This is a genomic window from Asanoa sp. NPDC049573 (assembly GCF_040676615.1).
Lineage (GTDB): Bacteria > Actinomycetota > Actinomycetes > Mycobacteriales > Micromonosporaceae > Asanoa.
Genome location: NZ_JBFAPI010000016.1, coordinates 1 through 24,737, shown reverse-complemented (window position 1 = coordinate 24,737; position 24,737 = coordinate 1). Strand labels below are relative to the sequence as shown.

The 24,737-nt window shown below is 72.8% G+C and carries 25 protein-coding genes and 1 pseudogene; 17 read left to right on the top strand and 9 right to left on the bottom strand.

Annotated elements, in window-relative coordinates; genetic code table 11:
- A complete protein-coding gene (locus tag AB0J74_RS29190; RefSeq protein ID WP_363453545.1) occupies nt 1–222 on the bottom strand; it encodes a hypothetical protein in 222 nt (73 codons plus the stop codon).
- Nucleotides 223–677: 455 nt separating this feature from the next.
- Between AB0J74_RS29190 and dxs the strand changes: the two genes are divergently transcribed.
- The 7 genes and pseudogenes from dxs to AB0J74_RS29155 all read left to right on the top strand — a co-directional run bounded on the left by dxs (nt 678) and on the right by AB0J74_RS29155 (nt 8,664).
- Entirely contained in the window at nt 678–2,636 is a 1,959-nt protein-coding gene (gene dxs, locus AB0J74_RS29185) for a 1-deoxy-D-xylulose-5-phosphate synthase (protein ID WP_363453543.1), read from the top strand.
- Nucleotides 2,637–2,645: 9 nt separating this feature from the next.
- Nucleotides 2,646–3,917, top strand: a complete 1,272-nt coding sequence (locus AB0J74_RS29180; protein ID WP_363453541.1) for a PQQ-binding-like beta-propeller repeat protein — start codon at nt 2,646–2,648, stop codon at nt 3,915–3,917.
- A gap of 18 nt (nt 3,918–3,935) precedes the next feature.
- Nucleotides 3,936–5,327: a PQQ-binding-like beta-propeller repeat protein gene (locus AB0J74_RS29175; protein ID WP_363453539.1), complete on the top strand. Its 1,392-nt coding sequence runs from the start codon at nt 3,936–3,938 to the stop codon at nt 5,325–5,327.
- 45 nt (nt 5,328–5,372) lie between these two features.
- A complete protein-coding gene (locus AB0J74_RS29170; protein WP_363453537.1) occupies nt 5,373–6,044 on the top strand; it encodes a response regulator transcription factor in 672 nt (223 codons plus the stop codon).
- 73 nt (nt 6,045–6,117) lie between these two features.
- Entirely contained in the window at nt 6,118–7,329 is a 1,212-nt protein-coding gene (locus tag AB0J74_RS29165) for a HAMP domain-containing sensor histidine kinase (protein ID WP_363453535.1), read from the top strand.
- A gap of 15 nt (nt 7,330–7,344) precedes the next feature.
- Nucleotides 7,345–7,458: pseudogene (locus AB0J74_RS29160) on the top strand (VOC family protein); the annotation flags it as partial.
- Between the two features lie 21 nt (nt 7,459–7,479).
- Nucleotides 7,480–8,664 (top strand): hypothetical protein, encoded by a 1,185-nt coding sequence (locus AB0J74_RS29155; RefSeq protein WP_363453533.1) that lies wholly within the window; start codon nt 7,480–7,482, stop codon nt 8,662–8,664.
- A gap of 58 nt (nt 8,665–8,722) precedes the next feature.
- On the opposite strand, the gene AB0J74_RS29150 is transcribed toward AB0J74_RS29155, so the two are convergent.
- Both AB0J74_RS29150 and AB0J74_RS29145 read right to left on the bottom strand, forming a co-directional pair.
- Nucleotides 8,723–10,705 carry a 3-hydroxyacyl-CoA dehydrogenase NAD-binding domain-containing protein gene (locus AB0J74_RS29150; protein ID WP_363453531.1) on the bottom strand — a complete coding sequence of 661 codons (1,983 nt, stop codon included), beginning with the start codon at nt 10,703–10,705 and terminating at the stop codon, nt 8,723–8,725.
- Complete coding sequence (locus AB0J74_RS29145) at nt 10,702–11,895, bottom strand: acetyl-CoA C-acyltransferase (protein WP_363453529.1); 1,194 nt, start codon at nt 11,893–11,895, stop codon at nt 10,702–10,704. The genes AB0J74_RS29150 and AB0J74_RS29145 overlap by 4 nt, the downstream gene beginning before the upstream one ends.
- Before the next feature lie 106 nt (nt 11,896–12,001).
- Here AB0J74_RS29145 and galE point away from each other — a divergent pair, with 106 nt between their 5' ends.
- Complete coding sequence (gene galE / locus AB0J74_RS29140; protein ID WP_363453527.1) at nt 12,002–13,006, top strand: UDP-glucose 4-epimerase GalE; 1,005 nt, start codon at nt 12,002–12,004, stop codon at nt 13,004–13,006.
- Nucleotides 13,007–13,012: 6 nt separating this feature from the next.
- Here galE and AB0J74_RS29135 read toward each other — a convergent pair whose 3' ends face one another.
- Nucleotides 13,013–14,368 carry a ribonuclease D gene (locus AB0J74_RS29135; RefSeq protein WP_363453525.1) on the bottom strand — a complete coding sequence of 452 codons (1,356 nt, stop codon included), beginning with the start codon at nt 14,366–14,368 and terminating at the stop codon, nt 13,013–13,015.
- 111 nt (nt 14,369–14,479) lie between these two features.
- Between AB0J74_RS29135 and AB0J74_RS29130 the strand changes: the two genes are divergently transcribed.
- The 5 genes from AB0J74_RS29130 (at nt 14,480) to hemQ (ending at nt 19,597) form a co-directional block, all read left to right on the top strand.
- Nucleotides 14,480–15,637, top strand: coding sequence for a trypsin-like peptidase domain-containing protein (locus AB0J74_RS29130; protein WP_363453523.1), 1,158 nt, complete (start codon nt 14,480–14,482; stop codon nt 15,635–15,637).
- A 90-nt stretch (nt 15,638–15,727) separates the two neighbouring features.
- Nucleotides 15,728–16,768, top strand: coding sequence for a uroporphyrinogen decarboxylase (gene hemE / locus AB0J74_RS29125; protein WP_363453521.1), 1,041 nt, complete (start codon nt 15,728–15,730; stop codon nt 16,766–16,768).
- Nucleotides 16,769–16,872: 104 nt separating this feature from the next.
- Nucleotides 16,873–17,436 (top strand): DUF3000 domain-containing protein, encoded by a 564-nt coding sequence (locus AB0J74_RS29120; protein WP_363453519.1) that lies wholly within the window; start codon nt 16,873–16,875, stop codon nt 17,434–17,436.
- A 26-nt stretch (nt 17,437–17,462) separates the two neighbouring features.
- The gene (gene hemG, locus AB0J74_RS29115; protein WP_363453517.1) at nt 17,463–18,881 is read left to right on the top strand and encodes a protoporphyrinogen oxidase; all 1,419 of its coding nucleotides are present in this window, start codon (nt 17,463–17,465) and stop codon (nt 18,879–18,881) included.
- A 14-nt stretch (nt 18,882–18,895) separates the two neighbouring features.
- Entirely contained in the window at nt 18,896–19,597 is a 702-nt protein-coding gene (hemQ, locus tag AB0J74_RS29110; RefSeq protein ID WP_363453515.1) for a hydrogen peroxide-dependent heme synthase, read from the top strand.
- Here hemQ and AB0J74_RS29105 read toward each other — a convergent pair.
- Complete coding sequence (locus AB0J74_RS29105; protein WP_363453513.1) at nt 19,546–19,965, bottom strand: VOC family protein; 420 nt, start codon at nt 19,963–19,965, stop codon at nt 19,546–19,548. The two genes, hemQ and AB0J74_RS29105, sit on opposite strands and share 52 nt — an antisense overlap.
- 54 nt (nt 19,966–20,019) lie before the next feature.
- Here AB0J74_RS29105 and AB0J74_RS29100 point away from each other — a divergent pair, with 54 nt between their 5' ends.
- On the top strand, nt 20,020–20,976 hold the full coding sequence (locus AB0J74_RS29100) for a YafY family protein (RefSeq protein WP_363453511.1): 957 nt from the start codon (nt 20,020–20,022) through the stop codon (nt 20,974–20,976).
- Here the strand turns inward: AB0J74_RS29100 and AB0J74_RS29095 are convergent.
- The 3 genes from AB0J74_RS29095 to AB0J74_RS29085 are packed head-to-tail and all read right to left on the bottom strand — an operon-like array spanning nt 20,973 to nt 22,171.
- A complete protein-coding gene (locus AB0J74_RS29095) occupies nt 20,973–21,434 on the bottom strand; it encodes a group II truncated hemoglobin (protein WP_363453509.1) in 462 nt (153 codons plus the stop codon). The genes AB0J74_RS29100 and AB0J74_RS29095 overlap by 4 nt on opposite strands.
- Before the next feature lie 9 nt (nt 21,435–21,443).
- Nucleotides 21,444–21,890, bottom strand: coding sequence for a GNAT family N-acetyltransferase (locus AB0J74_RS29090; RefSeq protein ID WP_363453507.1), 447 nt, complete (start codon nt 21,888–21,890; stop codon nt 21,444–21,446).
- A gap of 20 nt (nt 21,891–21,910) precedes the next feature.
- Nucleotides 21,911–22,171, bottom strand: coding sequence for a Prokaryotic metallothionein (locus AB0J74_RS29085; RefSeq protein ID WP_363453505.1), 261 nt, complete (start codon nt 22,169–22,171; stop codon nt 21,911–21,913).
- Between the two features lie 181 nt (nt 22,172–22,352).
- On the opposite strand from AB0J74_RS29085, the gene AB0J74_RS29080 reads away from it, so the two are divergent.
- On the top strand, nt 22,353–22,637 hold the full coding sequence (locus AB0J74_RS29080; protein ID WP_363453503.1) for an isoamylase early set domain-containing protein: 285 nt from the start codon (nt 22,353–22,355) through the stop codon (nt 22,635–22,637).
- 122 nt (nt 22,638–22,759) lie between these two features.
- Here AB0J74_RS29080 and msrB read toward each other — a convergent pair whose 3' ends face one another.
- Nucleotides 22,760–23,191, bottom strand: a complete 432-nt coding sequence (gene msrB, locus AB0J74_RS29075) for a peptide-methionine (R)-S-oxide reductase MsrB (RefSeq protein ID WP_363453501.1) — start codon at nt 23,189–23,191, stop codon at nt 22,760–22,762.
- Between the two features lie 176 nt (nt 23,192–23,367).
- On the opposite strand from msrB, the gene AB0J74_RS29070 reads away from it, so the two are divergent.
- Both AB0J74_RS29070 and AB0J74_RS29065 read left to right on the top strand, forming a co-directional pair.
- The gene (locus AB0J74_RS29070) at nt 23,368–23,802 is read left to right on the top strand and encodes a hypothetical protein (protein WP_363453499.1); all 435 of its coding nucleotides are present in this window, start codon (nt 23,368–23,370) and stop codon (nt 23,800–23,802) included.
- 100 nt (nt 23,803–23,902) lie between these two features.
- Nucleotides 23,903–24,637, top strand: a complete 735-nt coding sequence (locus tag AB0J74_RS29065) for a chaplin family protein (protein WP_363453497.1) — start codon at nt 23,903–23,905, stop codon at nt 24,635–24,637.
- Nucleotides 24,638–24,737 lie beyond the last annotated feature (100 nt).

Sequence of the window (24,737 nt, the reverse complement as noted above, 5' to 3'; positions counted from 1 at the left end):
TCACCGTTGCGGTGCGGGGACTCGTCTGGCGGGTGCGGTGACGATGCTGCCCTCCTTTTCGCGACTGGCCGCGCGGGAGGCGACGCGCCGGTCACGGAGTCGGATCCAGCCGATGACCAGCAGGATCAGCGGGAGCAACGGCAGCGCGATGACCGCCACGACGATCAGCGCTATCAGTTGCCCTGCGGCGTACTTACCGGTAACGCGCGAGGAATCTGACATGTGGGCATACCTTTTGGGGAGGGAAACTCTGCGCCCATCGTACGTCTCTTCACGCTTGTGTCCTATTTATCACCCGGGCGGTTCGGCGTCGTTATCGATCTCGGTTTCGGCCATCGATCATGGCCATAGCTTGCGGTTTTGAAGATCGGCGTCGGCGCGCGCCGGCAGCGGGCGGCCGGAAAACTGTCCCGGTCCCGTCAGCAAGACTTGTCCGATCGGTCCACCCGATCGCCCGATCGGTCGGGCCAGCCACGCCGACGCGCCACTGGTCCCGTGTACGGGAGTGGGAGGCTAGCTGTGCGGTCACCGAGCGCGGCTGGCCGGGCGCGCACCGTCCACAGCGGCTACCCAGCGTGATCGCGCCGGGCTGTCCACGCTCTGCGGAAAGGGAGATTCGGTGAAGACGATCTCGGATCGGGGTGCGCCAGGTGCCCGCACCGATACACTTGCCGGTCATGAGCGTTGAAGAGGGTCGGACCAGTCTGTTGTCCGCCATCCGCGGCCCGCAGGACCTCAAACGGCTCTCGGCCGACGACCTCGTCCTGCTGTCCGCCGAGATCCGTGACTTCCTCGTCGCGAAGGTGTCCCGCACCGGCGGGCACCTCGGCCCCAACCTCGGTGTCGTCGAGTTGACGCTGGCGATGCACCGGGTCTTCGACTCGCCGCGCGACCGGTTCCTGTTCGACGTCGGCCACCAGGCCTACGTTCACAAGATCGTGACCGGCCGGCAGGACGGGTTCGACCTGCTCCGCCAGCGTGGTGGCCTCTCGGGTTACCCGAGCCGCGCCGAGAGCGAGCACGACCTCATCGAAAACTCGCACGCCTCGACCGCACTGAGCTTCGCCGACGGCATGGCCAAGGCCTACGCGCTGCGTGGCGAGAACCGCAGCGTCGTCGCCGTGGTCGGCGACGGCGCCCTGACCGGCGGCATGTGCTGGGAGGCGCTCAACAACATCGCGACCGCGGGCAACCCGCTGGTCATCATCGTCAACGACAACCAGCGTTCCTACGCGCCGACGATCGGCGGCCTGGCCGACCACCTCTCCTCGCTGCGGCTCAACCCCGGCTACGAGAAGGTGCTCGACCTGGTCAAGGAGTCGCTCGGCTCGACGCCGCTGGTCGGCAAGCCGCTCTACGAGGTATTGCACGCGGTGAAGAAGGGCATCAAGGATGCCGTGGCGCCGCAGGCCATGTTCGAGGATCTCGGCATCAAATACGTCGGGCCGGTCGACGGCCACGACATCGCCGCCGTGGAGTCGGCGCTGCGCCGCGCGAAGAACTTCCGGGGCCCGGTCATCGTGCACGCGGTGACCCGCAAGGGCTACGGCTACCGCCCCGCCGAGGAAGACGACGCCGACTGCCTGCACGGCCCGAGCAGCGCGTTCGACGTCGAGACCGGCAAGCTGCTGGCCGCACCGAGTGTCAAGTGGACCCACGTGTTCGCCGAGGAGTTGGTCGCGATCGCCGACGAGCGGCCCGACGTCGTCGGCATCACCGCCGCGATGGCCGAGCCGACCGGCATCTCCGCGCTGGCCCGCAAGCACCCCGACCGGGTATACGACGTCGGCATCGCCGAGCAGCACGCCGCGACCTCCGCGGCCGGCCTCGCGATGGGCGGCCTGCACCCGGTGGTCGCGGTCTACGCGACGTTCCTCAACCGGGCCTTCGACCAGGTGCTGCTCGACGTGGCCATGCACAAGCTGCCGGTGACCTTCGTGCTCGACCGGGCCGGCATCACCGGTCCCGACGGGCCGAGCCACTACGGCATCTGGGACATGTCGGTCTTCGGTGTGGTGCCCGGCCTGCGCATCGCCGCGCCCCGCGACTCCGCCACGCTGCGCGAGGAGTTGCGCGAGGCGTTGGCCGTCGACGACGGGCCGACCATCGTGCGCTTCCCGACCGGCTCCGTCGCCGCCGACCTGCCGGCCGTCCGCCGGGTCGGCCCGGTCGACGTACTCACCGAGGCACCGCAGAAAGACGTCCTGCTGGTCGCCGTCGGCGCGTTCGGCCACCTCGGCATCGAGGTCGCCACCCGGCTCGGCGAGCACGGCTACGGCGTGACCGTCGTCGACCCGCGCTGGGTCCGCCCGGTGCCGGCCGAACTCGTCACGCTCGCCGCCGCGCACCGCCTCGTGGTCACCGTCGAAGACGGCGTGCGCGACGGCGGCGTCGGCGACGCCCTGGCCAAGGCCATGCGCGACGCCGACGTGCGGGTCCCCGTCAAGGACCTGGGTGTGCCGGCCGCGTGGCACCCGCACGGCAGCCGGGCCGAGATCCTGGCCGACGTCGGCCTCACCGCGCAAGACGTGGCCCGCGAGGTCACCGGCTGGGTCTCCGGCCTCGACACGACGCCGTCTCTTGGTGCCGAGGCCGCGGCACCGGCACCCCGCGACAACGCGACCAAGGGCCGTTAGGCCGGCACCATGGCCGAGCCGCCGGGCGACTGGGTGGTGATCGACCTCGGCACTGGCCACGGGTCGGTCGACGAAGACCAGCGTCCGGCGGCCGGCCACCGGCGTCGCTGGCGTCGCTGGCGGCTGGCCGGCACGGCGGCCGCCCTGCTGCTGGTCTGCGGCGGCGCCGCCACCGCGAGCCCGCCGTTCCGGCCGACCGCCGCCGTTGCGGTCGAGCCCGCGTCCAGCGTCTCGGTCGCGGGTGACCTGCTGGTCGTCGCCGATCCGGCGCCGCCGGGCACCGAGGGCATCGAGGCCGCGGTCGGTTCGGGTGGCACGGCCGGCGGCGACGCCGACACGGGGCAGAGCGTGCTGCGGGGGTACGCCCTGCCGAGCGGCACCCAGCGCTGGCAGGTCCGGTTGCCCGCGGCGATGTCGCAGTCCGCCACCCGCCTCGGCGACCTGGTGCTGGTGGCCTCCCGCGACTCGATCCGCCGGCAGACCGGCACCACCGCGATCGACGCCGCCACCGGCGAGGTGCGCTGGAGCCGCGACGACGCCGTGCTGACCGTGCCCGGCGCCGGTGCGGCCCTCGCCGTCGACGAGGTGCGCAGCGCCAGCGGCGCCGGCAGCCGGGTGTCCGGCCGGATCGACGCGATCGACCTGGCCACCGGGCGCACGCTCTGGCACCGGCGGGTCCCGTCCACGGCCGTCGTGCACACGGTCGCCGGCGACCCGCCGGTAGCCGTCTTCGTGCTCGACTCCGGGCTGGTCCAGGTGCACGACCTGACCACCGGCGCTCTGCGCGGCACCGGCACCCTGCCGCCCGCCGACTACGCGCCCGACAATCCGAGGCTGGTCGACGACGGCTTCGTGCTCCGCCACCCCGACGGCCGGTCCGGCCAGCGGGTCGCGCTCAGCGCCTACAACCTCGACAACGTCGGCCTCGAATGGAGCCGGCCCGACCGCGCCGACGACGTCCGCTGGGCCGACTGCGACGGCAACCTGTGCGGTCGTACCCCCGACGGGATCTGGACCCTCGACCTCGACGACGGCGCGCAGGCGTTCGCCATCGGTGACGGGCTGCCCTGGCTGCCGGTCCGCGGCAGCGACGACCAACTGGTCTTCCGGCTGCTCCCCGACGAACGGGTCGCGGTGGCCAGCGGCGGCACCACGACGGCGCCGCGGCCGCTGGGCACCCTGCCGGCCGGCAGCCGCGACTGCCGGCTCGGCGACACGGCGCTGGTCTGCCGCGGCGCCGACGGCCGCCAACTCGAGATCTTCACCCTCCCGCACCCCTGACGCCGCGCCGGAGGTCACATGGTCCCAGGCGGCACCATCGACCTCGGCTCGGTCGCCGACCGGCCGGCCGGAGCGGCCGAGCCCGACCTGCCCCGGCGGCCGCCGTTCGCGGGCTGCGTCGTGGTGCTGGCCCTGGTGTTCCTGGTGCTCGGCGGCTCGCTGCGGCCGGTGCCGCCGCTCACCGAGACGGTCAGCCGGCTGGCCGGGGCCGGTTCGTCCTACGCCGTCGTCGGCGACCGGCTCTACCTCGTGCGGCGGGCCGGCACGCAGACCTGGTCGCTGGCGGCGATCGGGTTGCCGGCGGGGGAGGAACTGTGGACCGCGCCGTACGCACCGACCGGCGAGCGGATCGTCCGGATCGACACCGCCGGCCCGGTCCTGCTGGTGTCCGGGGGTGAGGCGACCGGGCGGATCCGGCGGACCGACGCGTACGAATCGGCGACCGGCCACCTGCTCTGGTCGATGCCCGAGGAACTCGTGATCGACGCCGACGCCAACACCGGGTATGCCAGCAGCGCCGACCCGCCCCGGCTGCGCGCGCTCGACCTGACCACCGGCCGGCAGCTCTGGTCGGCCGAGCCGGGGGAGCGGTTCACCTTCGCCGCCGTCGGTGGCGCGGCACCGGTGGCCGGCCGGATCCCGCCCCGGGTCGCGCCCGAGTCGGAGGCCAACGCGGTCGGCGGCGGCGAGGGCGGCGCGACGGTGGCCGCCGGCAGCACCGGCTCCGGTGCCGGCGGGTCCGGGCGGCTGGCGCTGTTCGTCCGCTCCGGGCGGGTCGAACTGCGGGACGCCCGCAGCGGGACGGTGCTGCGCCGGAACAGCCCGCTGGGCGCCGGCGCGCTGCCGCTCTCCGGGCTCAGCGCGGGCGGCGGGCTGGTCCTCTGGTTCACCGAGCACGGCGGCACCGGCCTGGTCGGACTCGACCCGGTCACGCTCGACGTGCGCTGGCGGATGCCCTACGACATCGACGGCGGCGGCCTCGGTCGGTGCCTGGCGCTGGTCTGCGTGAGCAGCCACGGTGACGTGCTCGCCCTCGACCCGGTCAGCGGCCGGCTGCGCTGGCGGGCCCGCGACGCCAGCTACCTGGTCGAGGCGCGCGGCCGGCTGGTCGCCCTCGGGCCGGTGCCGGGCGGCCTGGGCCCGGTCCGCACGGTCGATCCGGACACCGGTGACGAGGTGGCCGACCTGCGCGGCTGGCGCACCGGTGCGCGCGGCGACCCGGTGGTGATCCGGATCCCGGTCGGCGGCACCGACACCGTGATCGCCCTGCTGGACGCCCGGTCCGGCGTGCTGCGCCCGCTCGGCTCCGCACCGGAGGTGCTGCTGGCCTGCCAGTCCGGGGCCAACGCCATCGTCTGCCGCACGGCGACGGGCGAACTGCGGATCTGGGCCGTCCGACCCGAGCGCTAGTTTTGCTCACACGGGTTTTACGGAGTGTTAGGCAGGGTGGACCTGGTGCGGGTGCTGGTGGTCGAAGACGAGCGCAATCTCGCCGACGCGATCGCGCGTGGGCTGCGGCGGCACGGGCTGGCCGTCGACGTCGCCTACGACGGCACGTCCGGCCACGAGATGGCGTTCGTCACGCGTTACGACGTGGTCGTGCTCGACCGCGACCTGCCCGGCGTGCACGGCGACCAGATCTGTGCCGACCTGGTCTCCTCGGGCGCGCTGACCCGGGTGCTGATGCTGACCGCCAGCGGCACCGTGGCCGACCGGGTCGACGGGCTGCAACTCGGCGCCGACGACTACCTGCCCAAGCCGTTCGCCTTCGACGAGCTGGTGGCCCGGGTCCGGGCCCTCGGCCGGCGGGCCACGCCGCCCGCGCCGCCGGTGCTCGCGGTCGCCGACCTGGTGCTCGACCCGGCCCGCCGGGTGGCCACCCGGGCCGGCGCGCCCGTCGACCTGACCCGCAAGGAGTTCGGCGTGCTCGAAGAGCTGCTCAAGGCGCGCGGCGCGGTGGTGTCGAGCGAAGAGCTGCTGGAGCGGGTCTGGGACGCCAACACCGACCCGTTCACCACGACCGTCCGGGTGACGGTGATGACGCTGCGCAAGAAGCTGGGCGAGCCGCCCTTGATCGAGACGGTGGTCGGTGCCGGCTACCGGATGCCGGGGGAGCTGGTCACATGACCGAACCGTGGCGAGGTCATCATCAGCAGAGCCCGCCCGGGCAGGGCGGGTCACCACGAAGTGGGGACCCGGCATGACGGTCTACGCGGCGGCCCGGCAGCGCGGCCCGCGGCCCACCCTGCGGTTGCGGCTCACCCTGCTCAACGGCGTCGTCGTGGTCGCCACCGGCCTGGTCCTGATCCTGTTGGCCTGGCTGCTGGTCGGCGACGCGATCCACCCGGCCGACCAGCTCCAGCCCGGCGCCTTCGTCGACCTGGCCGACGGCCGCCGGATCGACGCCGCCGCCTGGCAGGCCCAGGTGGTCGACGCGGCGTCGCGCGAGCTGCTGCTCAAGGGCCTGCTCGCGCTGCTGGTGACCAGCCTGGTCGGCATCGCCGCGGCCTACGTGGTGGCCGGCCGGGCGCTGCGCCCGTTGCACCAGGTCACCGCGACCGCGCGCCGGCTCGGCGAGCAGACGCTCGACCAGCGGATCCGCTACACCGGCGCCGACGACGAGATCGCCGAGCTGGCCCGCACCTTCGACGCCATGCTCGACCGGCTCGGCTCGGCGTTCGAGGCCCAGAAACGCTTCGTGGCCAACGCGTCGCACGAGTTGCGCACACCCCTGGCGGTGATGCGCACCGAGATCGACGTGACGCTGGCCGACGACGAGGCCGACGACGAAGAGTTCCGGCGGATGGCCACCGTCGTGCGCGACGCCTCCGAACGGGCCAACGGCCTGGTCGACGCGCTGTTGGTGCTCGCACGCAGCGAGGCGCAGCGCGGCCGCCGGCTGGGCCGCAAGGTGCCCACCGACCTGGCCGACAGCCTGCGCGCCGCGATGTCGGCGATCCGCCGCGAAGTCGACCGCCTCGGCCTCGACGTCACCACCGACCTGGCGCCGGCGCCGGTCGTCGGCGACCCCGGCCTGCTCGAACGGCTGGCCGGCAACCTGGTGGAGAACGCGGTCCGCTACAACCACCTGCACGGCCGGCTGTGGGCCCGCACCGGCACCGACGGCGACCAGGTGTTCCTGGTGGTCGGCAACACCGGCTTCGAGGTCGAGGCGGGCGACGTGCCGGGCCTGTTCGAGCCGTTCCGGCGCGGCGGCCGGGAACGCACCGGCGCCCGCGGCTCAGGCCTCGGCCTGTCGATCGTGCGGGCGGTCTGCGACGCACACGGCGGCAGCGTGACCGCGACGCCGCAGGAAGACGGCGGCCTCGAGGTGCGGGTGACCCTGCCGGCGGCGAGCATCACCCCGGTCGCGGCCGGCACGGCGGCAGTGGGCGACCTGAAACCACGTTGATCGCGGCGGGGACCCGCGCTCTGCGCCACGCAGGTCAGCGACCAGCGCCGACCCGACCGCACAGGCTGGGCCGTGCTGGGCAACGAGTTCTGCGTCGAACGCAGCGCCGCCGAACGGGCGGGCGGATGAAACGCGTCACGATCGGGCCACGTGAGTGTCCCTTGGACGACGCAGGGCACCCCCGACGTGCATGTGGTCGCTACGATCCGGCAGTCCACTGAGTATTTCCTGGGAGCCGTGATGTCCGACCCCTACGCCCAGCCACCGTCGTACGGCTCCGAGCCTCCTTACGGCCAGCAGCCCCCGCAGTCCCCGCAACAGCCGCAATACGGGCAGCCCTACGGCGAGCAGCAGCAGCAGCCGCCGCAGCAGCCCGGCTACGGCCAGACCTACGGGTCGCCGCAGCCCGGCACCTACGGCCAGCCGGCGCAGCAGCCCGGTTACGGTGACTACGGCCAACAGCAGCCGGGTTACGGCGACTACGGGCAGCAGCCCGCTTCGGGCGCACCCTACGGTCAGCAGCCCGCTTCGGGCGCACCCTACGGTCAGCAGCCTGCTTCGGGCGCACCCTACGGTCAGCAGCCTGCTTCGGGCGCACCCTACGGTCAGCAGCCCGCCTCGCCGGCCCCCTACGGCCAGCCGCCCGCCTACGGTCAGCCGGCCTATGGTCAGCCGCCGCAGCAGCCGACCTACGGTGAGCAGCCGTTCGGTGGGCCGCCGATGCCGCCGACCGCACCGCCGAAGAAGAGCCGCGCCGGGCGGATCGTGCTGATCGTCCTCGCCGTCGTGCTGCTGCTCTGCATCGGTGGCGGCGCCGCCCTCTACTTCGTCTTCAAAGACCCGGTGAAGGAGGTCGTGGCGGCGGCCAACACCCGTGTCGTCGCGCCCGACACCCTGGGCGGCAAGAAGAAGATCACCGACCCGGCGTTGCAGGGTGCGGTCGACGAGATGGACAAGTCGCTCAACTCCGACGTGCCCAACGCGACCAGCACCGCCGCCGCCTTCTACGGCGACATCGAGAAGGAAGACCTGATCATGCTGGTCGCCGTCTCCGGTGTCATCGAAGACCCGGTGAAGGAGCTCAACGACACCTTCACCAGCATGAACGCCAACGGCACCTCGGTGAAGAACATCAAGGACGTCGAGGCCGGTCCGCTGGGCGGCCAGGCCAAGTGCGGTGACGGCGAGATCGCCGACTCCGGTGCGGCCCTGCCGCTGGGCATCTGCGTCTGGTCCGACAAGGGCAGCGTGGGCATGATCGGCGTCTACAACGTCAAGGGCGCCGAGGCCTACAAGAACTTCCTGGCCATGCGGGCCGAGGTCGAGAAGCAGTAACCACCGCGTAACGGAAGGCCCCCGGGAGCATCCCGGGGGCCTTCCGCGTGTGACCAGGTCAGCGCGCGGCCAGGTACGGCGTGATGCCCCCCAGGTGGAACGGCCAGCCCGCGCCGAGGATCAGGCACAGGTCGATGTCTTTCGCGTCGGCGACGACGCCGTCGGCCAGCATCAGCTCGACCTCCTGGGCGATCGCGTCGAGCGCGTTCTCGCGCACCTGCTCGGCGGTCAGCGGCGCGTCACCGACCTCGAGCAGCGCCACCGTCGAGGGGTCGACCGCACCGTCCCGGTCGGTCAGCGACCGGCCGCTCTCGACGATCCGGGCCAGGTTGGGGCTGACCCCGAACCGGTCCGGGAACGCCGCGTGCATGGTCTCCGAGACGTGCAACGCGACCGCCGGCCCGACCATCGTGAGCAACGCGAGCGGGCGCATCGGCAGGCCCAGCGGGTCGAGCGCGTTGTTGGCCACCTCGACCGGTGTGCCGGCGTCGATCGCCGCGTAGATCTCGCCGAGGAAGCGGGTCAGCAGCCGGTTGACCACGAACGACGGTGCGTCCTTGACCAGTACGCACGACTTCTTGAGCTGCTTGCCGATGGCGAACGCGGTGGCCAGCGTGGCGTCGTCGGTCTTGCCGGCCCGGACGATCTCGACCAGCGGCATCACCGACACCGGGTTGAAGAAGTGGAACCCGACGACCCGCTCCGGGTGGTCGAGTTCGGCCGCCATCTCGGTGACCGACAGCGACGAGGTGTTGGTCGCCAGCACCGCCTCCGGCGAGACGACCTTCTCCAGGTCGGCGAACACCTGCTTCTTCACGGCGAGGTCTTCGAACACCGCCTCGATCACGAAGTCCGCGTCGGCGAACACCGCCCTGTCGACCGAGCCGCTGACCAGCCCGAGCAGCTTGGCCGCCGTACCGTCGTCGATCCGGCCCTTGCCCTTCAGCTTGTCGATCTCGCCGTGCACATAGGCGACGCCCTTGTCGACGCGGGCCTGGTCGAGGTCGGTGAGCACGACCGGGACCTCCAGCCGGCGGGCGAACAGCAGCGCCATCTGGCCGGCCATCAGCCCGGCGCCGACCACGCCGACCTTGGTGACGTCGCGGGCCAGCGCCGGAGCCGGCGCGCCGGCCGGCCGCTTGGCCCGGCGCTGCACCAGGTCGAACGCGTAGAGGCTATTGCGCAACTGCGGGCCGGTGACCAGGTCGCCGAGCGCCTCGTCCTCGGCGGCCGTGCCGGTCGCGAAGTCGGCGTCCTTGGCCAGCGCCAGCAGTTCCAGCGCCTTCTCGGCGGACGCCACCGCGCCGTGCAGCCGCTCGTCGAGTTGCATCTTGGCGAAGTAGAGGACGCCGTCCCACATGTCGCGGTCGATCTCGGGACGCTCGACGGTGATCTCGCCGGCCACCACGCCGGCGGCCCACTCGAGCGAGCGCTCCAGGAAGTCGGCCGGCTCCAGCAGCACGTCGGCGATGCCCAGCTCGCGGGCCTGCGGCGGGCGAAGGGTCTTCTGCGTCAGCGGGTTCTGGATGATCACCTGCGCGGCCGGCGCGATGCCGATCAGGTTGGGCAGCAGCTGGGTGCCGCCCCACGCCGGCACCAGGCCGAGCGAGACCTCGGGCAGCGCCAGGGCGCCCGCGCCGGCCGACAGCGTGCGGTAGTGGCAGTGCAGCGCGACCTCGAGGCCGCCGCCCATCGCGACGCCGTTGACGAACGCGAACGTCGGCACGGTCGAGGAGCGCAGCCGGTTGAACACCCGGTGGCCGAGCCGGCCCAGCTCGACCGCCTGCTCGCGCGACGAGATGAGCGGCATGCCGGTGATGTCGGCGCCGACCGAGAAGATGAACGGCTTGCCGGTGATCGCGATGAACGCCGGCTCCAGCGCCAGCGCCGCCGTGATCGCCTCGTCGAGGCTGGCCAGGCCGGCCGGCCCGAAACTGTTGGGCTTGGTGTGGTCGAGCCCGTTGTCGAGCGTGATCAGCGCGGCTTTGTGCCCCTTGACGGTGACGGCGCGGACGAGCGCGCGGGTGACGACCTCACTCATTTCGTGCCCTCCCAGGCCGGGTTCTCCCAGATGACCGAGCCGCCCATGCCGATGCCGATGCACATGGCGGTGATGCCGTACCGCACCTCGGGGTGCTCCGCGAACTGGCGCGCGAGCTGGGTCATCAGCCGGACGCCGGAGGAGGCGAGCGGGTGCCCGACCGCGATCGCGCCGCCCCACGGGTTGACCCGCGGGTCGTCGTCGGCGATGCCGAAGTGGTCGAGGAACGCCAGGACCTGCACGGCGAATGCCTCGTTGAGCTCGAACAGCCCGATGTCGCCGATCGACAGCCCGGCCTTGCGCAGCGCCTTCTCGGTCGCCGGGATCGGGCCGACGCCCATCACCTCCGGCTCGACGCCGACGAAGCCGTAGGAGACCAGCCGCATCGCGACCGGCAGCCCAAGCTCGCGGGCGGTGTCTTCGGCGGCGATGATGCTCGCGGTCGCGCCGTCGTTGAGGCCGGCCGAGTTGCCGGCCGTGACCCGGCCGTGCGGGCGGAATGGGGTCTTCAGGGTGGCCAGCTTGGCCATGCTGGTGTCGCGCGGCGCCTCGTCGACCGTGGCCAGGCCCCAGCCCAGCTCCGGGTCGCGGGTGGCGACCGGCACGAGGTCGTCCTGGAGCTTGCCGTTGGCGTACGCCTTGGCCGTCTTGATCTGGCTCGCCAGGCCGAACGCGTCGGCGCGCTCGCGGGTCACGGCCGGGAGGATGTCGTGCAGGTTCTCCGCGGTCTTGCCCATCACCAGCGCCGACGGGTCGACCAGCTTCTCGGCCAGGATCCGCGGGTTGGGGTCGACGCCCTCGCCCATCGGGTGGCGGCCCATGTGCTCCACGCCGCCGGCGACGGCGACGTCGTAGGCGCCCATCGCGATGCCGCCGGCCACCGTGGTCACGGCGGTCATCGCGCCCGCGCACATCCGGTCGATCGCGAAGCCCGGCACGGTCTTGGGCAGCCCCGAGAGCAGGGCGGCGGTGCGGCCGATGGTCAGGCCCTGGTCGCCGATCTGGGTGGTCGCGGCGATCGCGACCTCCTCCACCCGCTCCGGCGGCAACTGCGGGTTGCGGCGCAGCAGTTCGCGGATGCAGCGGATGACCAGATCGTCGGCGCGGGTGTGCGCGTACATGCCACCCGCCTTTCCGAACGGGGTGCGAACGCCGTCGACGAACGCGACGTCGCGGACTGAACGGGGCACGGATGGGCCTCCTCGATTACGGGCATCTTCGCCGTATGCTACTCGTCAGTAACCTCGCGCGGAGCGTGGAGTAGGCCACAAGCACGCGGTTGGTAGGGTCCTGCCCATGAAGGTCTTGATCGCGGGCGGGGCGGGCTTCATCGGCAGCACGGTGGCGTCGGCCTGCCTCGACTCCGGGATCACTCCCGTCATCATCGACAACTTGGTGACCGGCCGGGCCGAATTCGTGCGAGATCGCGTCTTCTACGAGGGCGACATCGCCGACGGCGCGCTGATCGACCGCATCTTCGCGGAGCACCCCGACATCTCGGCGGTGGTGCACGCGGCCGCCCTGATCGTGGTGCCCGAGTCGGTGGCCGAGCCGCTGCGCTACTACCGGGAGAACGTGGCCAAGTCGCTCGACCTGATCGCGCACGTGACCCGCAACGGCTGTCAGCGCTATCTGTTCTCGTCGTCGGCCTCGATCTACGCGCCCGGCGCCGACTTCACCGTCGACGAGAGTTCGGCGCTGCGCCCGGAGTCGCCGTACGCCCGGACCAAGGCGGTCATGGAGTGGGTGCTGGAAGACTGCACCAACGCCTACGACCTGCGCGTCATCTCGCTGCGCTATTTCAACCCGATCGGCGCCGACCCGAAGATGCGCACGGGCCTGCAGCACCCGCAGCCGACCCACCTGCTCGGCCGCCTGATCACCGCCCTGGACGCCGGCGCGACGTTCCACGTCACCGGCACCGACTGGCCGACCCGCGACGGCAGCGGCATCCGCGACTTCATCCACGTCTGGGACCTGGCCCGGGCCCACGTCGAAACCCTGCGCCGCTTCGACCAGGTGCTGCCCGCCGGCGGCGACAAGAGCTATGACGTGCTCAACCTGGGATCCGGCACGGGTACGACGGTCCGCGAGTTCGTGGCCGCCTTCCAGCGCGTCGTCGATCGCCCGCTGGCGGTGGCGGACGCCCCGTCCCGCCCGGGCGACGTGGTCGGTTCCTACACCCGCACCGACAAGGCCCACGCCGCCCTCGACTGGTCCTGTGACTACACGGTCGAAGACGGCATCCGCCACTCCCTGGAGTGGTCCTCCACCCACCGCCGCCAACTGCTCGGCGAGTAGGGGCCCCTAGCTCGCTTCCGTCGCGGGTTTGGGGTCTTCCAGGGCTGTTGCCAGGTCGGTGGCGATCAGGCCCACCTGCCACGCGCGGGCGCCGTAGCCGCGCAAGGTGGACGAGACCGTTTCCGGGGTGACGTCTTCCGGTGGGGTCCAGGCCAGGCGGCGGATCGAGTCCGGGGCGATCAGGTTCTCCGGCGGCAGCTTGTGTGCCGCCGCCGTCGTGGTGACCACCTCGCGGCAGCGGGACAGGCGGCCGGCCGCCACCGGGTCGCGTTCGGCCCAGCGGTGTGGTGGCGGAGGGCCGTCGATCGGCGGGTTGGTCGGCAGGGCGTCGTCGGGCAGGCCGCGGGCCGTGTCGAGGGCGTCCAGCCAGTTGCGGGCCAACCGGCGGACCGACCGGCCGCCGAAGCCGGGCAGTGACAGCAGGGTGCGCTCGTCTTTCGGGTCGATCTCGGCCGCGGCGACGATCGCCGAGTCGGGGAGGACCCGGCCCGGCGCCGAGTCGCGGCGGGCGGCGATGTCGTCGCGGGCGTACCAGAGGGCCCGCACGCGAGCCTGGGCCCGGGCGCCGCGGATGCGGTGGATGCCGGACGTGCGGCGCCACGGGTCGGGGCGGCTGCGGGCCGGCTGGGCGCCCCAGGCGACCAGGGCGGCGAACTCCTCCGCGGCCCAGTCCTGCTTGCCCTGGGCGATCAGTTCGGCCGCCAGCGCGTCGCGGAGGTCGACCAGCAACTCGACGTCGAGCGCCGCGTAGGTCAGCCAGGACTCGGGCAGCGGGCGGCTCGACCAGTCGGCGGCGGAGTGGTGCTTCTCCAAGGCGAAGCCGAGGAGTTGCTCGGTCAATGCCGCCAGGCCCACCCGCTCGAAGCCGGCGAGCCGGCCCGCCAGCTCCGTGTCGAACAGCCGGCGCGGGCGCAGGCCCAGGTCGGACAGGCACGGCAGGTCCTGGCTGGCGGCGTGTAGCACCCACTCGGCGTCGGCGATCGCGGCGTCGAGGGTGCGCAGGTCGCCGAGCGGCAGCGGGTCGATCAACACGGTCCCGGAGCCGCCGCGGCGTAGTTGCACGAGGTAGGCGCGTTGGCTGTAGCGGTAGCCGGACGCGCGCTCGGCGTCGATGGCCACCGGGCCGGTGCCACCGGCGAAGCGGGCGACCACGTCGGCGAGGTCGTCGGGCGATTCCACGGGCAGGGGCGTGCCGTCTCGCGGCGCCGTGAGCAGCGTCGCGGCGGGGCCGGCCGTGCGGGGCTCAGGAGCCGCCGGGCCGTCGGGGGAGCCGGTGGAGGGGCCGTCCGCTTCGGGGGAGGTGGGCGACTCGTCCCCCGCTCGGCGTGCGGCCCGACGGCGCAGGGGTGGTTCGTCGGTCACCTGCCAACCCTAGTAGGCACGCCGTCACGCATCGGACAGCCGGGTCGGCGCGTCGGGGAGTGCGGTACGGTCCTGCGGGGGCCCAGTCCGGTGCGACGGGAGGGAGCGGAGATGTCCGCCGGGAACGACCGCACATCCTGGCCCGAAACGTCACCGGGGTACGCCGCCGCGGCGGAAGCCGCGCCGCCGGTGCTGGCGCCGGAGGGGCCGATCTACCGGCCCGCCGACCGCGCACCGCAGCCCCCTGACTATGGCCCGCCACCTGCGCAGATGCCCTACGCGCCGCCCGGCCAGCGGGCTCCCGTCGAGCCGCCGCCCAGTCAGTGGGCGCCGCCGGTCGGCTACGCGCCGCCCGGCCCGCGCGGCCCCGTCGACGGCCCGCCCTACCGGCCCGTCCCGGCCCGTCCGGCCTTCGACCCGGGCTCCCCGTTCGGCACCGGCGTCGCGGCCGGACCGCCCCCGGCGCACCCCCGGATTGATGAAAAGCGACCCCGGCGGCAGTGGGGTCTCGGCGTCACGGTCGCGCTGGTCGTTTTGCTGGCCGGTGTCGTCGGCTATCAGGCGGTGCGCATCGACCGGCTCGACGACCAGGTCGCCGCCAACCGGAAGGAGTTGGCCGAGACGCGGGCGCGGGACAGCGGCCGGCTCGACGGCCTCGACGGACGGGCGACCGAGTTGGAGAACAAGGTCGGCGCCGCGTTCAACCCCGAGGCGATCTCCAGTGCGGCGCTGCCGAGCGTGTTCCGGGTGGCGGCCGGCGACGTGACCGGCACGGCGTTCGCCGTGGGCAAGCCGGCCAGCGGTGGCAAGGCCAACCTGATCACCAACTTCCACGTGGTCGAAGACGTCTATGACGCGGGCGGCCGGCAGGTGTTCCTGGAGCGCGACGGCAAGCGCTACCCGGCCACGATCGTCGCGGTCGACAAGACCGGCGACGTCGCGCACCTGCGCAGCAGCACCAAGATCACCGGACTGGTCACCGCGAAGGGCGCCGTCAAGTCGGGCCAGCAGATCGTCGTGGTCGGCGCGCCGCTGGGGCTGAGCGACTCGGTGACCACCGGCGTGGTCAGCGCGGTCCGCGAACTGCCCGACAGCAACGGCCCGATGATCCAGTTCGACGCGCCGATCAATCCGGGCAACTCCGGCGGGCCGGTGATCAACTCGGGCAAGCAGGTGGTCGGTATCGCCACCGCCAAGGCGCAGGGTGCCGAGGGCATCGGCCTCGCCGTGCCGATCAAGGTAGCCTGCGACGCCTTCAAGATCTGCTGACCTGGTCGGCCGGATGCGTGCGGCCGCCGCGATCCCTTCCGTGGCGGCCGCACATTCGGGTGCCGAACCGCGCGTGACACGATGGGGTCGATGACGACCAAGACCCACACCGACTCCGCCCTGGTCCGTGCCGCCCGGGGGCAGGACGTTCCGCACACTCCGGTCTGGTTCATGCGCCAGGCCGGGCGCTCTCTCCCGGAATACCGCGAGCTGCGCGCCGGGATCGGCATGCTCGACACGATCCGGCGGCCCGACCTGGTCGCCGAGATCACCCTGCAGCCGGTCCGCCGGCACGGGGTCGACGCGGCGGTCCTGTTCAGCGACATCGTCGTGCCGGTCGCGGCGGCGGGTGTCGGCGTCGACATCGTCGCCGGCACCGGCCCGGTGGTCGCCGAGCCGATCCGGTCCGCCCACGACGTGGCCCGGCTGCGCCGGCTGGAGCCGGTCGACGTGTCCTATGTCGACGAGGCGGTCCGGCTGACCGTCGCGGAACTCGGCGACACCCCGCTGATCGGGTTCGCCGGTGCCCCGTTCACGCTGGCCAGCTACCTGATCGAGGGCGGCCCGTCGCGGAACCATGCCAAGACCAAGGCGCTGATGTACGGCGACCCGCAGACCTGGCACGCCCTCATGGAACGGCTGGCCGAGAACGCGCTGACCTTCCTGCGGGTCCAGATCGAGGCCGGCGTCTCGGCCATCCAGCTCTTCGACTCGTGGGTCGGCGCGCTCTCCGAGGCCGACTACCGGCACTATGTGCTGCCGCACTCGAGCGCCGTGCTGTCCGCGTTGGCCGGCGCGGGCGTGCCGCGGATCCACTTCGGCGTGGGCACCGGCGAGTTGCTGGGTGCGATGGGCGAGGCCGGCGCCGACGTGGTCGGTGTCGACTGGCGCACCCCGCTCGACGTCGCCACCGGCCGGATCGGCCCGGACAAGGCGGTGCAGGGCAACCTCGACCCGTGCGTGCTGCTGGCGCCCTGGGAGGTCATCGAGGCCGAGGTGCGCCGGGTGCTCGACCAGGGCCGGGCCGCGCCGGGCCACATCTTCAACCTCGGGCACGGCGTACTCCCGGAGATCGATCCCACGGTGCTGACCCGGGTCACCGAGCTGGTGCACGAAGACACCGCGCGCTGAGTGTCGGGTTTCGGGGGTAATGTCGTTCTAGCCGACCGATCATGCTAAGGCGCCCCGGCGCGCCCTTCCCCCATGGCGCCCCGATACATGCATAGGCTGCGCTCATGGCTCCGACAGCGGTTCCCGACGTCTTCGCGAACGCCGTCGCCAGCCTGCGCGCCGCCACACCGCGCTCCGAGGTCGTCCTCGAAGAGGTCGGTGCGCCACAGCGCCTGGCGCCTTTCACGTTCGCCCTGAGCGCCTCGGTCACCAAGACCGACGACGACGAGATGGCGACGGGCCGGCTCATCCTGCTCTACGACCCGGCCGGGCACGAGGCCTGGGAGGGCACGATGCGGCTGGTCACCTACGTGACCGCCGAGGTCGACGTCGACATGGCCGCCGACCCGCTGCTGCCAACGGTCGGCTGGACCTGGCTGACCGACGCGCTCGACGCGCAGGAAGCGCACTACCGGGCGATCGGCGGCACGGTCACCCAGACCATGTCGACCCGGTTCGGCGACCTCGCCGGCCCGCCGACGGCGGCCGACATCGAGATCCGGGCCAGCTGGACCCCGACCGACGAAGACCTCGGCGCCCACCTGCTGGCCTGGTCGACCCTGCTGGCCTCGACCGCGGGCCTCCCGCCGCCGGGCGTCACCGCGCTGCCGGGCCGCCGCACCGCCTGATCCCGGCCCCGCCATAGGGTGGGTGCATGCAGCACGGGTGGCGGGTCGCGGTGATCGGCGGTGGGATCGCGGGACTGGCCGCGGCGGTGCGTTTGCGCGATGAGGGGCCGTCGGGCACCCGGGTCACCGTCTTCGAGCAGGGCCCGGCGCTCGGTGGCAAGCTGCGCACCGGTGAGCTGGCCGGATCGCCGGTCGAGCTGGGTGCCGAGGCGTTCCTGGTGCGCGACGCGGCCACCGGGCAGGACTCGCCGGCGATCGCGCTGGCCCGCCGGGTCGGGCTGGCCGACGACCTGGTCAACCCGGCCGTCGGCGCCGCCGCGATCGCGGTCGCGCGCAAGCTGGTGCCGGTGCCGCGCGGCACGCTGACCGGCGTGCCCGGTGACGTCGGCGCGCTGGCCGGGTTCGCCCGGGTCGAGGCCGGTCGTGACCTCGATGGCGGCGAGCCGCTGCTCGGGCCCGACGACGATGTCGCGGTGGGCGAGCTGGTCCGCCGCCGGCTCGGTGACCAGGTCGTCGACCGGCTGGTCGACCCGATGCTGGGCGGCGTCTACGCCGGCCGCGCCGACCGCCTCTCGCTGGCCGCCACGATGCCCGCGCTGGCCCGGCAGGCGCGGGTCGAGGGCACGCTGACGGGCGCCGTGAAGGCCGCACAGGCGGCCTTTCCGCGGGTCAAGGGCGGCGCCGTGTTCGCCACCGTGCGCGGCGGGGTGAGCCGGCTGGTCGCTGCCGCCGCGCAGGCCAGCGGCGCGGAGATCCGGCTCGGCGCGACGGTCCGGGAGATGGAGCGCACCCCGGACGGCTGGCGGCTCACCGTCGGCCCGACCCGCGAGCCCGAGCACGTGACGGTCGACGCCGTCGTGCTCGCCGTCCCGGCCCGGCCCGCCTCCCGGCTGCTCGCCGGCGTCGACGCCGGCGCGGCCGGCACCGTGGGCGCGCTCGACTACGCGAGCGTGGCGTTGGTCACCATGGCGCTGCCCGAGCCGGCGCTACCCGAGCTGTCCGGGTTCCTGGTGCCGGCCGAGAACGGCACCGCCGTCAAGGCGGCCACCTTCTTCAGCACCAAGTGGGCCCACCTGCGCCGGCCGGACGGGGTCGCCCTGCTACGCGCCTCGGTCGGCCGCTACGGCGACGAGCACGTGCTCCAGCGCGACGACGCCGACCTGGCCGGGATCGTGCACCGGGAACTGTCCACCCTGGTCGACCACAGCCTGCCCAGGCCGCTGGAGAGCCGGGTCCAGCGCTGGGGCGGGGCGCTGCCGCAATACGCGCCCGGCCACCTCGACCGGGTCGCCTCGGCCCGTGCGGCGCTGCGGGGGAGTGCGCCGACACTGGCGCTGGCCGGTGCTGGTTACGACGGGGTCGGCATTCCGATCTGCGTACGCTCAGGCGAGGCCGCCGCCGACACCGTCCTCGCCGCCCTGCGGGCGCTGCCGGAAGCACGCTGAGAGAGGATGGGCGCATGACGGAGCAAAGCAACGCCGCCCGGATCCGGGAGTTGAACGACACCATCCGCTACACGATGTGGTCGGTGTTCCGGGCCGCCGAGCCGCTGCCGCCGTCGCGCACCGGGCTGGCCGCCGAGGTCACCACCCTCTTCGACGACCTGGCCGGCAAAGACGTCACCGTCCGCGGCAGCTACGACGTCTCCGGCCTGCGCGCCGACGCCGACCTGATGATCTGGTGGCACGCCGAGTCCAGCGACGCCCTCCAGGAGGCCTACGGCGCGTTCCGGCGCACCGCCCTGGGGCGGCACCTCGCCCCAGTCTGGTCGCAGATGGCGCTGCACCGCCCGGCCGAGTTCAACAAGAGCCACCTGCCGGCGTTCCTGTCCGGCGAGGAGGCGCGGGCGTACGTCTGCGTCTACCCGTTCGTCCGCTCCTACGAGTGGTACCTGCTGCCCGACGAGGACCGGCGCGACATGCTGGCCGAGCACGGCCGGCAGGCCCGCGGCTTCCCGGACGTGCGGGCCAACACGGTGGCGTCGTTCGCGCTCGGCGACTACGAGTGGATGCTGGCCTTCGAGGCCGACGAGTTGCACCGGATCGTCGACCTGATGCGGGAGCTGCGCGCGTCCCGGGCCCGCCGGCACGTCCGCGAGGAGGTCCCGTTCTACACGGGCCGCCGCCGCAGCATCGCCGAGCTCGTCGACGCCCTGCCCTGAGCCGCCGGGGTGACCGGGGTGAAGACGTTGACGAGGTTGCCGTCGGGGTCGCGGAAGAGCAATGAGCGGTTGCCCCACGGCATCGTCGTCGGCTCGTTGACGAAGTCGGCGCTCAGGTTCTCGTAGACGAGGTCCACGTCGTCGACGCGGAACTCGATGATCACGCTGTGGTTGTCGGCCGGACGGGCCGCGCCAGGTGCGAAGAGCGGCACCGTGCGGGTGCTGGCGATCGCCAGCGTCGCGCCCGCGGTCCTGAGCTCTGCGAAGTCCTCGTTGGCCCAGGTCGCCGGTGCCCCCAGCACTCGCTCGTAGAACTCGACGAGGCGCGCCACGTCGCTGGTGATGATGCGAATCGAAACGAACTCCATGGGTCACACGCTAGGAGAAATAGTGGACAGAATCGGTCCACTATTCTTGGCAGGGTGACTGGACCCACTGGCCGCGTGCTGACGCTCCTGGAGCTGCTGCAGTCGGGCGGGACCCGGACGGTGGCCGAGCTCGCGGAGCGGCTCGGCGTCGACAGGCGCACGGTGCGGCGGTATGTCGACCAGTTGGTCGATCTGGGCGTGCCGGTGGAGTCGGTGCGCGGGCGCTACGGCGGTTATCGGCTAGGCCCCGGCTACCGGCTGCCCCCGCTCATGCTCAGCGACGACGAGGCGCTGGCCGTGCTGCTAGGCCTGATCGCCGGCCGCCGCGCCGGGTTGACGACGGCCGATCGCACGGCCAACGAGACGGCGGCGGCGAAGATCCGCCGGGTGCTGCCCCGGCACCTCGCGAGCCGGCTCGACACCCTGCTCGCGGCCCTCGCCTTCACGGATCAGCCCGGTGAGTTCGACACACCGCCCGCCGGGGTGCTGCTCGCCCTCGCCGACGCGGTGCGTCACCGGCGGCCGGTCTCGATCCGCTACACCGACAGCCAGGGCAGGAGCAGCCAACGCACCCTGCACGCGTACGGGATCGTCGCCCATTCCGGCCGGTGGTATGTCACGGGCGAGGATCGCACATTCCGGCTCGATCGCATCGCCGACGTGCGGACCCTGCCTGGCTCTTTCGAGGCGCCAGAGGGTCCCGACCCGGCGAAGCGCCTGTTGACGGGTTTCGCCACGGCCGACTACGAGCACGAGGTGGTCGTGCGGATCCACGGGACCGAAGAGCAGATCCGCGCTCGGCTGCCCGCCAGCGTCGCGCGCTTGACGCAGCATGGCCAGGACGAGGGCTGGTGGCGGGTGGAACTGCGGGCGCGGCGGCTGGACTGGATGCCTTCCGTGCTCGCCGCGCTCGACCGGCCCTTTGTCATCGAGCGACCCGATGCGCTGCGCGACCTGGTCGTCGACCTGGCCGACCGGCTCGCGTCCTACGCCGCCCGCCGGCCGGGCTAGGGCTGGTAGGGCGGCGCCACGCCCCAGCCCCAGTGCGGGACCGGCGCGTGCTCGACCGGGGTGGCGCCGGGCTGGGAGTTGGACATCGCGATCCGGGTGCCCCACTCGAGATAGCCGACCAGCGCCGCCCGGAACTCCGGGTCGGCCGGCAGCTCCGCGTCGTCCGCGGCCAGGCTCATCAGCGACGCGAACCGGAACCGGTGCTCGGGCTGGATGCCGAGGTTGCGGTGGTGGGCCAGCATCCGCTCGTAGCCGCCGAGCTCGCCGGTGTAGTCGGCGGGGCCGCCGAACACCTCCGACCACCAGGTCGTCACGTGGTCGCGGTGCGCCTCGGTGACGCCGCCGGGGAAGAACGGGCTGAGCAGGTCGTCGCGCTCGACCCGGTCGTAGAACGCGTTGATCATTCGCGCGATCGCGGGCCGGCCGCCGGCCCACTCGTACAGCGTCGGGGTGGTCATGATCCAAATCTAGGCGGGACGCGCCATCGGCACATGCGGGATTCCGTCTTCGACGAAGCCGTCGCCGCTGATCTTGTAGCCGAAGCGGGCGTAGAAGTCGGCCAGGTGCGCCTGGGCGTCGAGCACCGACGGGCGGGCGCCGACCACGGCCAGCGCGGCCTCCATCAGCCGACCGGCCACGCCGGCGCCGCGGGCCACCTTGGCGACCACGACCCGGCCGATCCGCATGCCTCCGTCGGGCTCACCGAGCACCCGCAGGTAGGCGATCGGCGTGCCGGCCTGGGCGATCCAGATGTGCCGGGTCGCCGGCTCGGTGTCGCGGCCGTCGATGTCGAGGTAGGCACACTCCTGCTCGACGACGAAGACCTCGCTGCGCAGGCGCAGCAGGGCGTAGAGCGTGCTGCTGTCGAGGTCGGCGAAGGACGCCACCCGCAGTTCGTCGGTGTGCGGCCGCATGGCCACCGAGCATAGGCGGGTCAGCCTGGATGGGCGCCGACGGTGTCGGCGATCGCCGCGGCCTCGGCGCCGGCGGTCGCCCGGGCGCAGTGCGCGCAGCAGAAGAAGCGGCCGCCGACCTCGACGCCGTGCCCGACGATCTTGACGCCGCAGTGCTCGCAGATCGGCGCGAGCCGCTGGATCGCGCACTCGAACGAGTCGAACACGTGCCGGTCGCCGCTGATCGTCGTCACCTCGAAAGACAGCCAGTAGTCGTTGCCGCAGGTCTCGCACTCAGCCATGACATCGCCCCCCGTTTCCCGCAGCCTCCCCGATGGATCGGACGGCGGCAACCGGAATGCGGTATTCGAGCCATTTTCGCGAACGATGAACAGCGTGTAACGCGCGGTGTGTCGGTCCGCCCGTGTCATGGGTCCGGAAGGGAAGCTCCTTGAGGTTGTGTCCTTACCGGGAGGAGCCGACATGATCAAGAGAAGCAAGCTCTTCGGCAACAAGACCCGCGTGACGTTCTGCCTGCCCAAGGACAACCCGGTCGGGCAGGTCAGCGTCGTGGGTTGCTTCAACGACTGGGAGCCGGGCCGGCACGAGCTCCAGCCGCGCCGGGACGGCACCCGCACGGTGACCCTCACCCTGGCCCCGGGCGAATACACGTTCCGTTACCTCGCCACCGGCGGCGTCTGGCTCGACGACGAGCAGGCCGACGGGTTCGACGGGCGTGGCGGGCGGATCGTGCTCGGCCGGGCCTGAGAAACCGGTCGTCCCGCCGCTGGCGTGAGCGGGATGACCGACCACAAGAGATCGTCGTACCCCCGGCTCTCGTAGCCGCCCAGGTCCGGTTCCGCGGCGACGCGGGCCGGGCCTGGGCGCCGTCATGCGGGGATGAGCCGCATGCTCACCGAGTTGATGCAGTAACGGGCGTCCTTCGGGGTGTAGCCCTCGCCGTCGAAGCGGTGCCCGAGGTGCGAGTCGCAGTGTGCGCAGCGCACCTCGACGCGGACCATGCCCAGCGAGCGGTCTTCGATGTAGCGGATCGCGCCCGGGATCGCCTCGTCGAAGGACGGCCAACCGCAGTGCGAGTCGAACTTCGTTCCACTCTCGAACAACGCGGCGCCGCACGCCCGGCAGACGTAGGTGCCCGGGGTCTTGGTGTCGACGTACTCGCCGGTGAACGGACGCTCGGTGCCGGCCTGGCGGAGAACGCGGAACTCCTCCGGATTGAGCCGCACGCGCCACTCGTCGTCGGTCTTCGGCAACTCTTCGGTGGGGATTTCGGTCACTGGGGAGGACTTCTCGGGTGCCATGCGTCAACCGTACGACCCCCATCGCGCGGTGGCCGATTACCTCGGTGTGACCTCGTCGTTAGCAGAGCATGCGAACACCGGCCAGAGCGGCCAGTGGTAGAGCGGAAGACCCGCTGCCGGGTGACCCGCTGTGCTTCCGGCCGACCTGGCGGCAAGCACTGGGCCACGGTATGTGGGTGGGCCTGCTGGTGGTCGGCGCGCTCGCGCTGACCGGCCTGGCGGCCGAGGTGGCCCCGGCCGTCGCGCACTGGCTGACCGGGGTTCCGCCGCACCGCACGGTGCCCGGCCAGACCTGGTGGGCGCTGGTGCTGCCGGTGCCCCTGGGTGGGCTGGTCGGTCTGGTGCTGGGCCGCCGTGTCGGTGCCGACCTGGACTCGACGGGTGCGTGGTCGGTGCCGGGCGCGCTCGGTGCCTCGGCGCCCTGGCACCGCGTGGTCGAGGTGCGGATGGAGCGCCGCGGCCGGCGGACGGTGGTCGCGCTGCCGTTGCTGGACGGCTCGATCGTGCGGCTGCGGGCCCCGTACGACGGGCACCTGATGGGTCGCGATCCGCAGTTCGAGCGCAAGCAGTTCCGGATCCGTCTGCTCTGGGAGACCCACCGGTACGGCTGACCCTGCGTGGGTGATCTATCCCGCCGGCTTGGACGGTTTCGGACAAACCGCTTTAGTCTGCCCAAACGGTACGAATTCCCCGGACGACAGGAACAGGACGATGACGAAGACACGACGGCGGCGGCTGGCCAACGCCGCCCTGCCGGCCGCGGGCCTCGCGGTGGTGGCCGGCGCGCTCGCCCTCACCGGTCAGGCGGCCAGCGCCGCCACGCACGGCGACGCCACGGCCGGGCTCGGCGAGACGGGCGGCGACCCGGCGGCCGCCGCCGCCGACCGGGCCCAGGAGCTCACCGACCGGGCCAAGGGTGCGGCCGACAACGCACTGGCCGACGTGCTGCCGGACTCATCCTCCTCCGCCGACGACGGCGACGCGCCCGACGACGAGGGCGCCGACGGCCCGGCCGACCTGCCCGCGGCGGCGATGTTCGGCAGCGGTGTCTCGCACCTCGCCAGCGGACACAACGCCGGCATCCTCAACGGGACCCAGGTCGTCGTGCCGGTGACCGTCGACGTGAACGTGTGCGGCAACAGCCTGGCGGTCCTGGGCGGCGCGTCGGCCTCGTGCGGCGACGACGACGAGGACCCGCCGGTGGACGAGGACCCGCCGGTCGACGAGGACCCGCCGCCGGCCGCCCAGGAGGAGCCGCCACCGGTGCCGCTGCCGACGCCGATCGACGAGCCGCAGGCCGAGTTGCCGAAGACCGGTCTACCCGTCGGTTCGATCGCCGGCCTGGGCGGGCTGCTCACCGCCGGCGGCGCCGCCATGCAGATGGCCGGCGTGCGGACCTCGCGTTACACCGGCCGGCACCGCCGCCGCCCCAGCCCCGCGGCCTGATCAACCCCACGTCACGCAGGCGCCGCCCGCCACCGGACCGGGGGGGGGGGGGGCGGGGGGACGGGGGCAGGGTTTTGGGGGGGTGTGGGTGGGGGGGGTA

Coding starts and splice junctions, on each gene's coding strand:
- AB0J74_RS29190 (WP_363453545.1), bottom strand. CDS start 222: ATGTCAGATTCCTCGCGCGTTACCGGTAAGTACGCCGCAGGGCAACTG.
- dxs (WP_363453543.1), top strand. CDS start 678: ATGAGCGTTGAAGAGGGTCGGACCAGTCTGTTGTCCGCCATCCGCGGC.
- AB0J74_RS29180 (WP_363453541.1), top strand. CDS start 2,646: ATGGCCGAGCCGCCGGGCGACTGGGTGGTGATCGACCTCGGCACTGGC.
- AB0J74_RS29175 (WP_363453539.1), top strand. CDS start 3,936: ATGGTCCCAGGCGGCACCATCGACCTCGGCTCGGTCGCCGACCGGCCG.
- AB0J74_RS29165 (WP_363453535.1), top strand. CDS start 6,118: ATGACGGTCTACGCGGCGGCCCGGCAGCGCGGCCCGCGGCCCACCCTG.
- AB0J74_RS29150 (WP_363453531.1), bottom strand. CDS start 10,705: ATGAGTGAGGTCGTCACCCGCGCGCTCGTCCGCGCCGTCACCGTCAAG.
- galE (WP_363453527.1), top strand. CDS start 12,002: ATGAAGGTCTTGATCGCGGGCGGGGCGGGCTTCATCGGCAGCACGGTG.
- AB0J74_RS29130 (WP_363453523.1), top strand. CDS start 14,480: ATGTCCGCCGGGAACGACCGCACATCCTGGCCCGAAACGTCACCGGGG.
- hemE (WP_363453521.1), top strand. CDS start 15,728: ATGACGACCAAGACCCACACCGACTCCGCCCTGGTCCGTGCCGCCCGG.
- AB0J74_RS29120 (WP_363453519.1), top strand. CDS start 16,873: ATGGCTCCGACAGCGGTTCCCGACGTCTTCGCGAACGCCGTCGCCAGC.
- hemG (WP_363453517.1), top strand. CDS start 17,463: ATGCAGCACGGGTGGCGGGTCGCGGTGATCGGCGGTGGGATCGCGGGA.
- hemQ (WP_363453515.1), top strand. CDS start 18,896: ATGACGGAGCAAAGCAACGCCGCCCGGATCCGGGAGTTGAACGACACC.
- AB0J74_RS29105 (WP_363453513.1), bottom strand. CDS start 19,965: ATGGAGTTCGTTTCGATTCGCATCATCACCAGCGACGTGGCGCGCCTC.
- AB0J74_RS29095 (WP_363453509.1), bottom strand. CDS start 21,434: ATGACCACCCCGACGCTGTACGAGTGGGCCGGCGGCCGGCCCGCGATC.
- AB0J74_RS29090 (WP_363453507.1), bottom strand. CDS start 21,890: ATGCGGCCGCACACCGACGAACTGCGGGTGGCGTCCTTCGCCGACCTC.
- AB0J74_RS29085 (WP_363453505.1), bottom strand. CDS start 22,171: ATGGCTGAGTGCGAGACCTGCGGCAACGACTACTGGCTGTCTTTCGAG.
- AB0J74_RS29080 (WP_363453503.1), top strand. CDS start 22,353: ATGATCAAGAGAAGCAAGCTCTTCGGCAACAAGACCCGCGTGACGTTC.
- msrB (WP_363453501.1), bottom strand. CDS start 23,191: ATGGCACCCGAGAAGTCCTCCCCAGTGACCGAAATCCCCACCGAAGAG.
- AB0J74_RS29065 (WP_363453497.1), top strand. CDS start 23,903: ATGACGAAGACACGACGGCGGCGGCTGGCCAACGCCGCCCTGCCGGCC.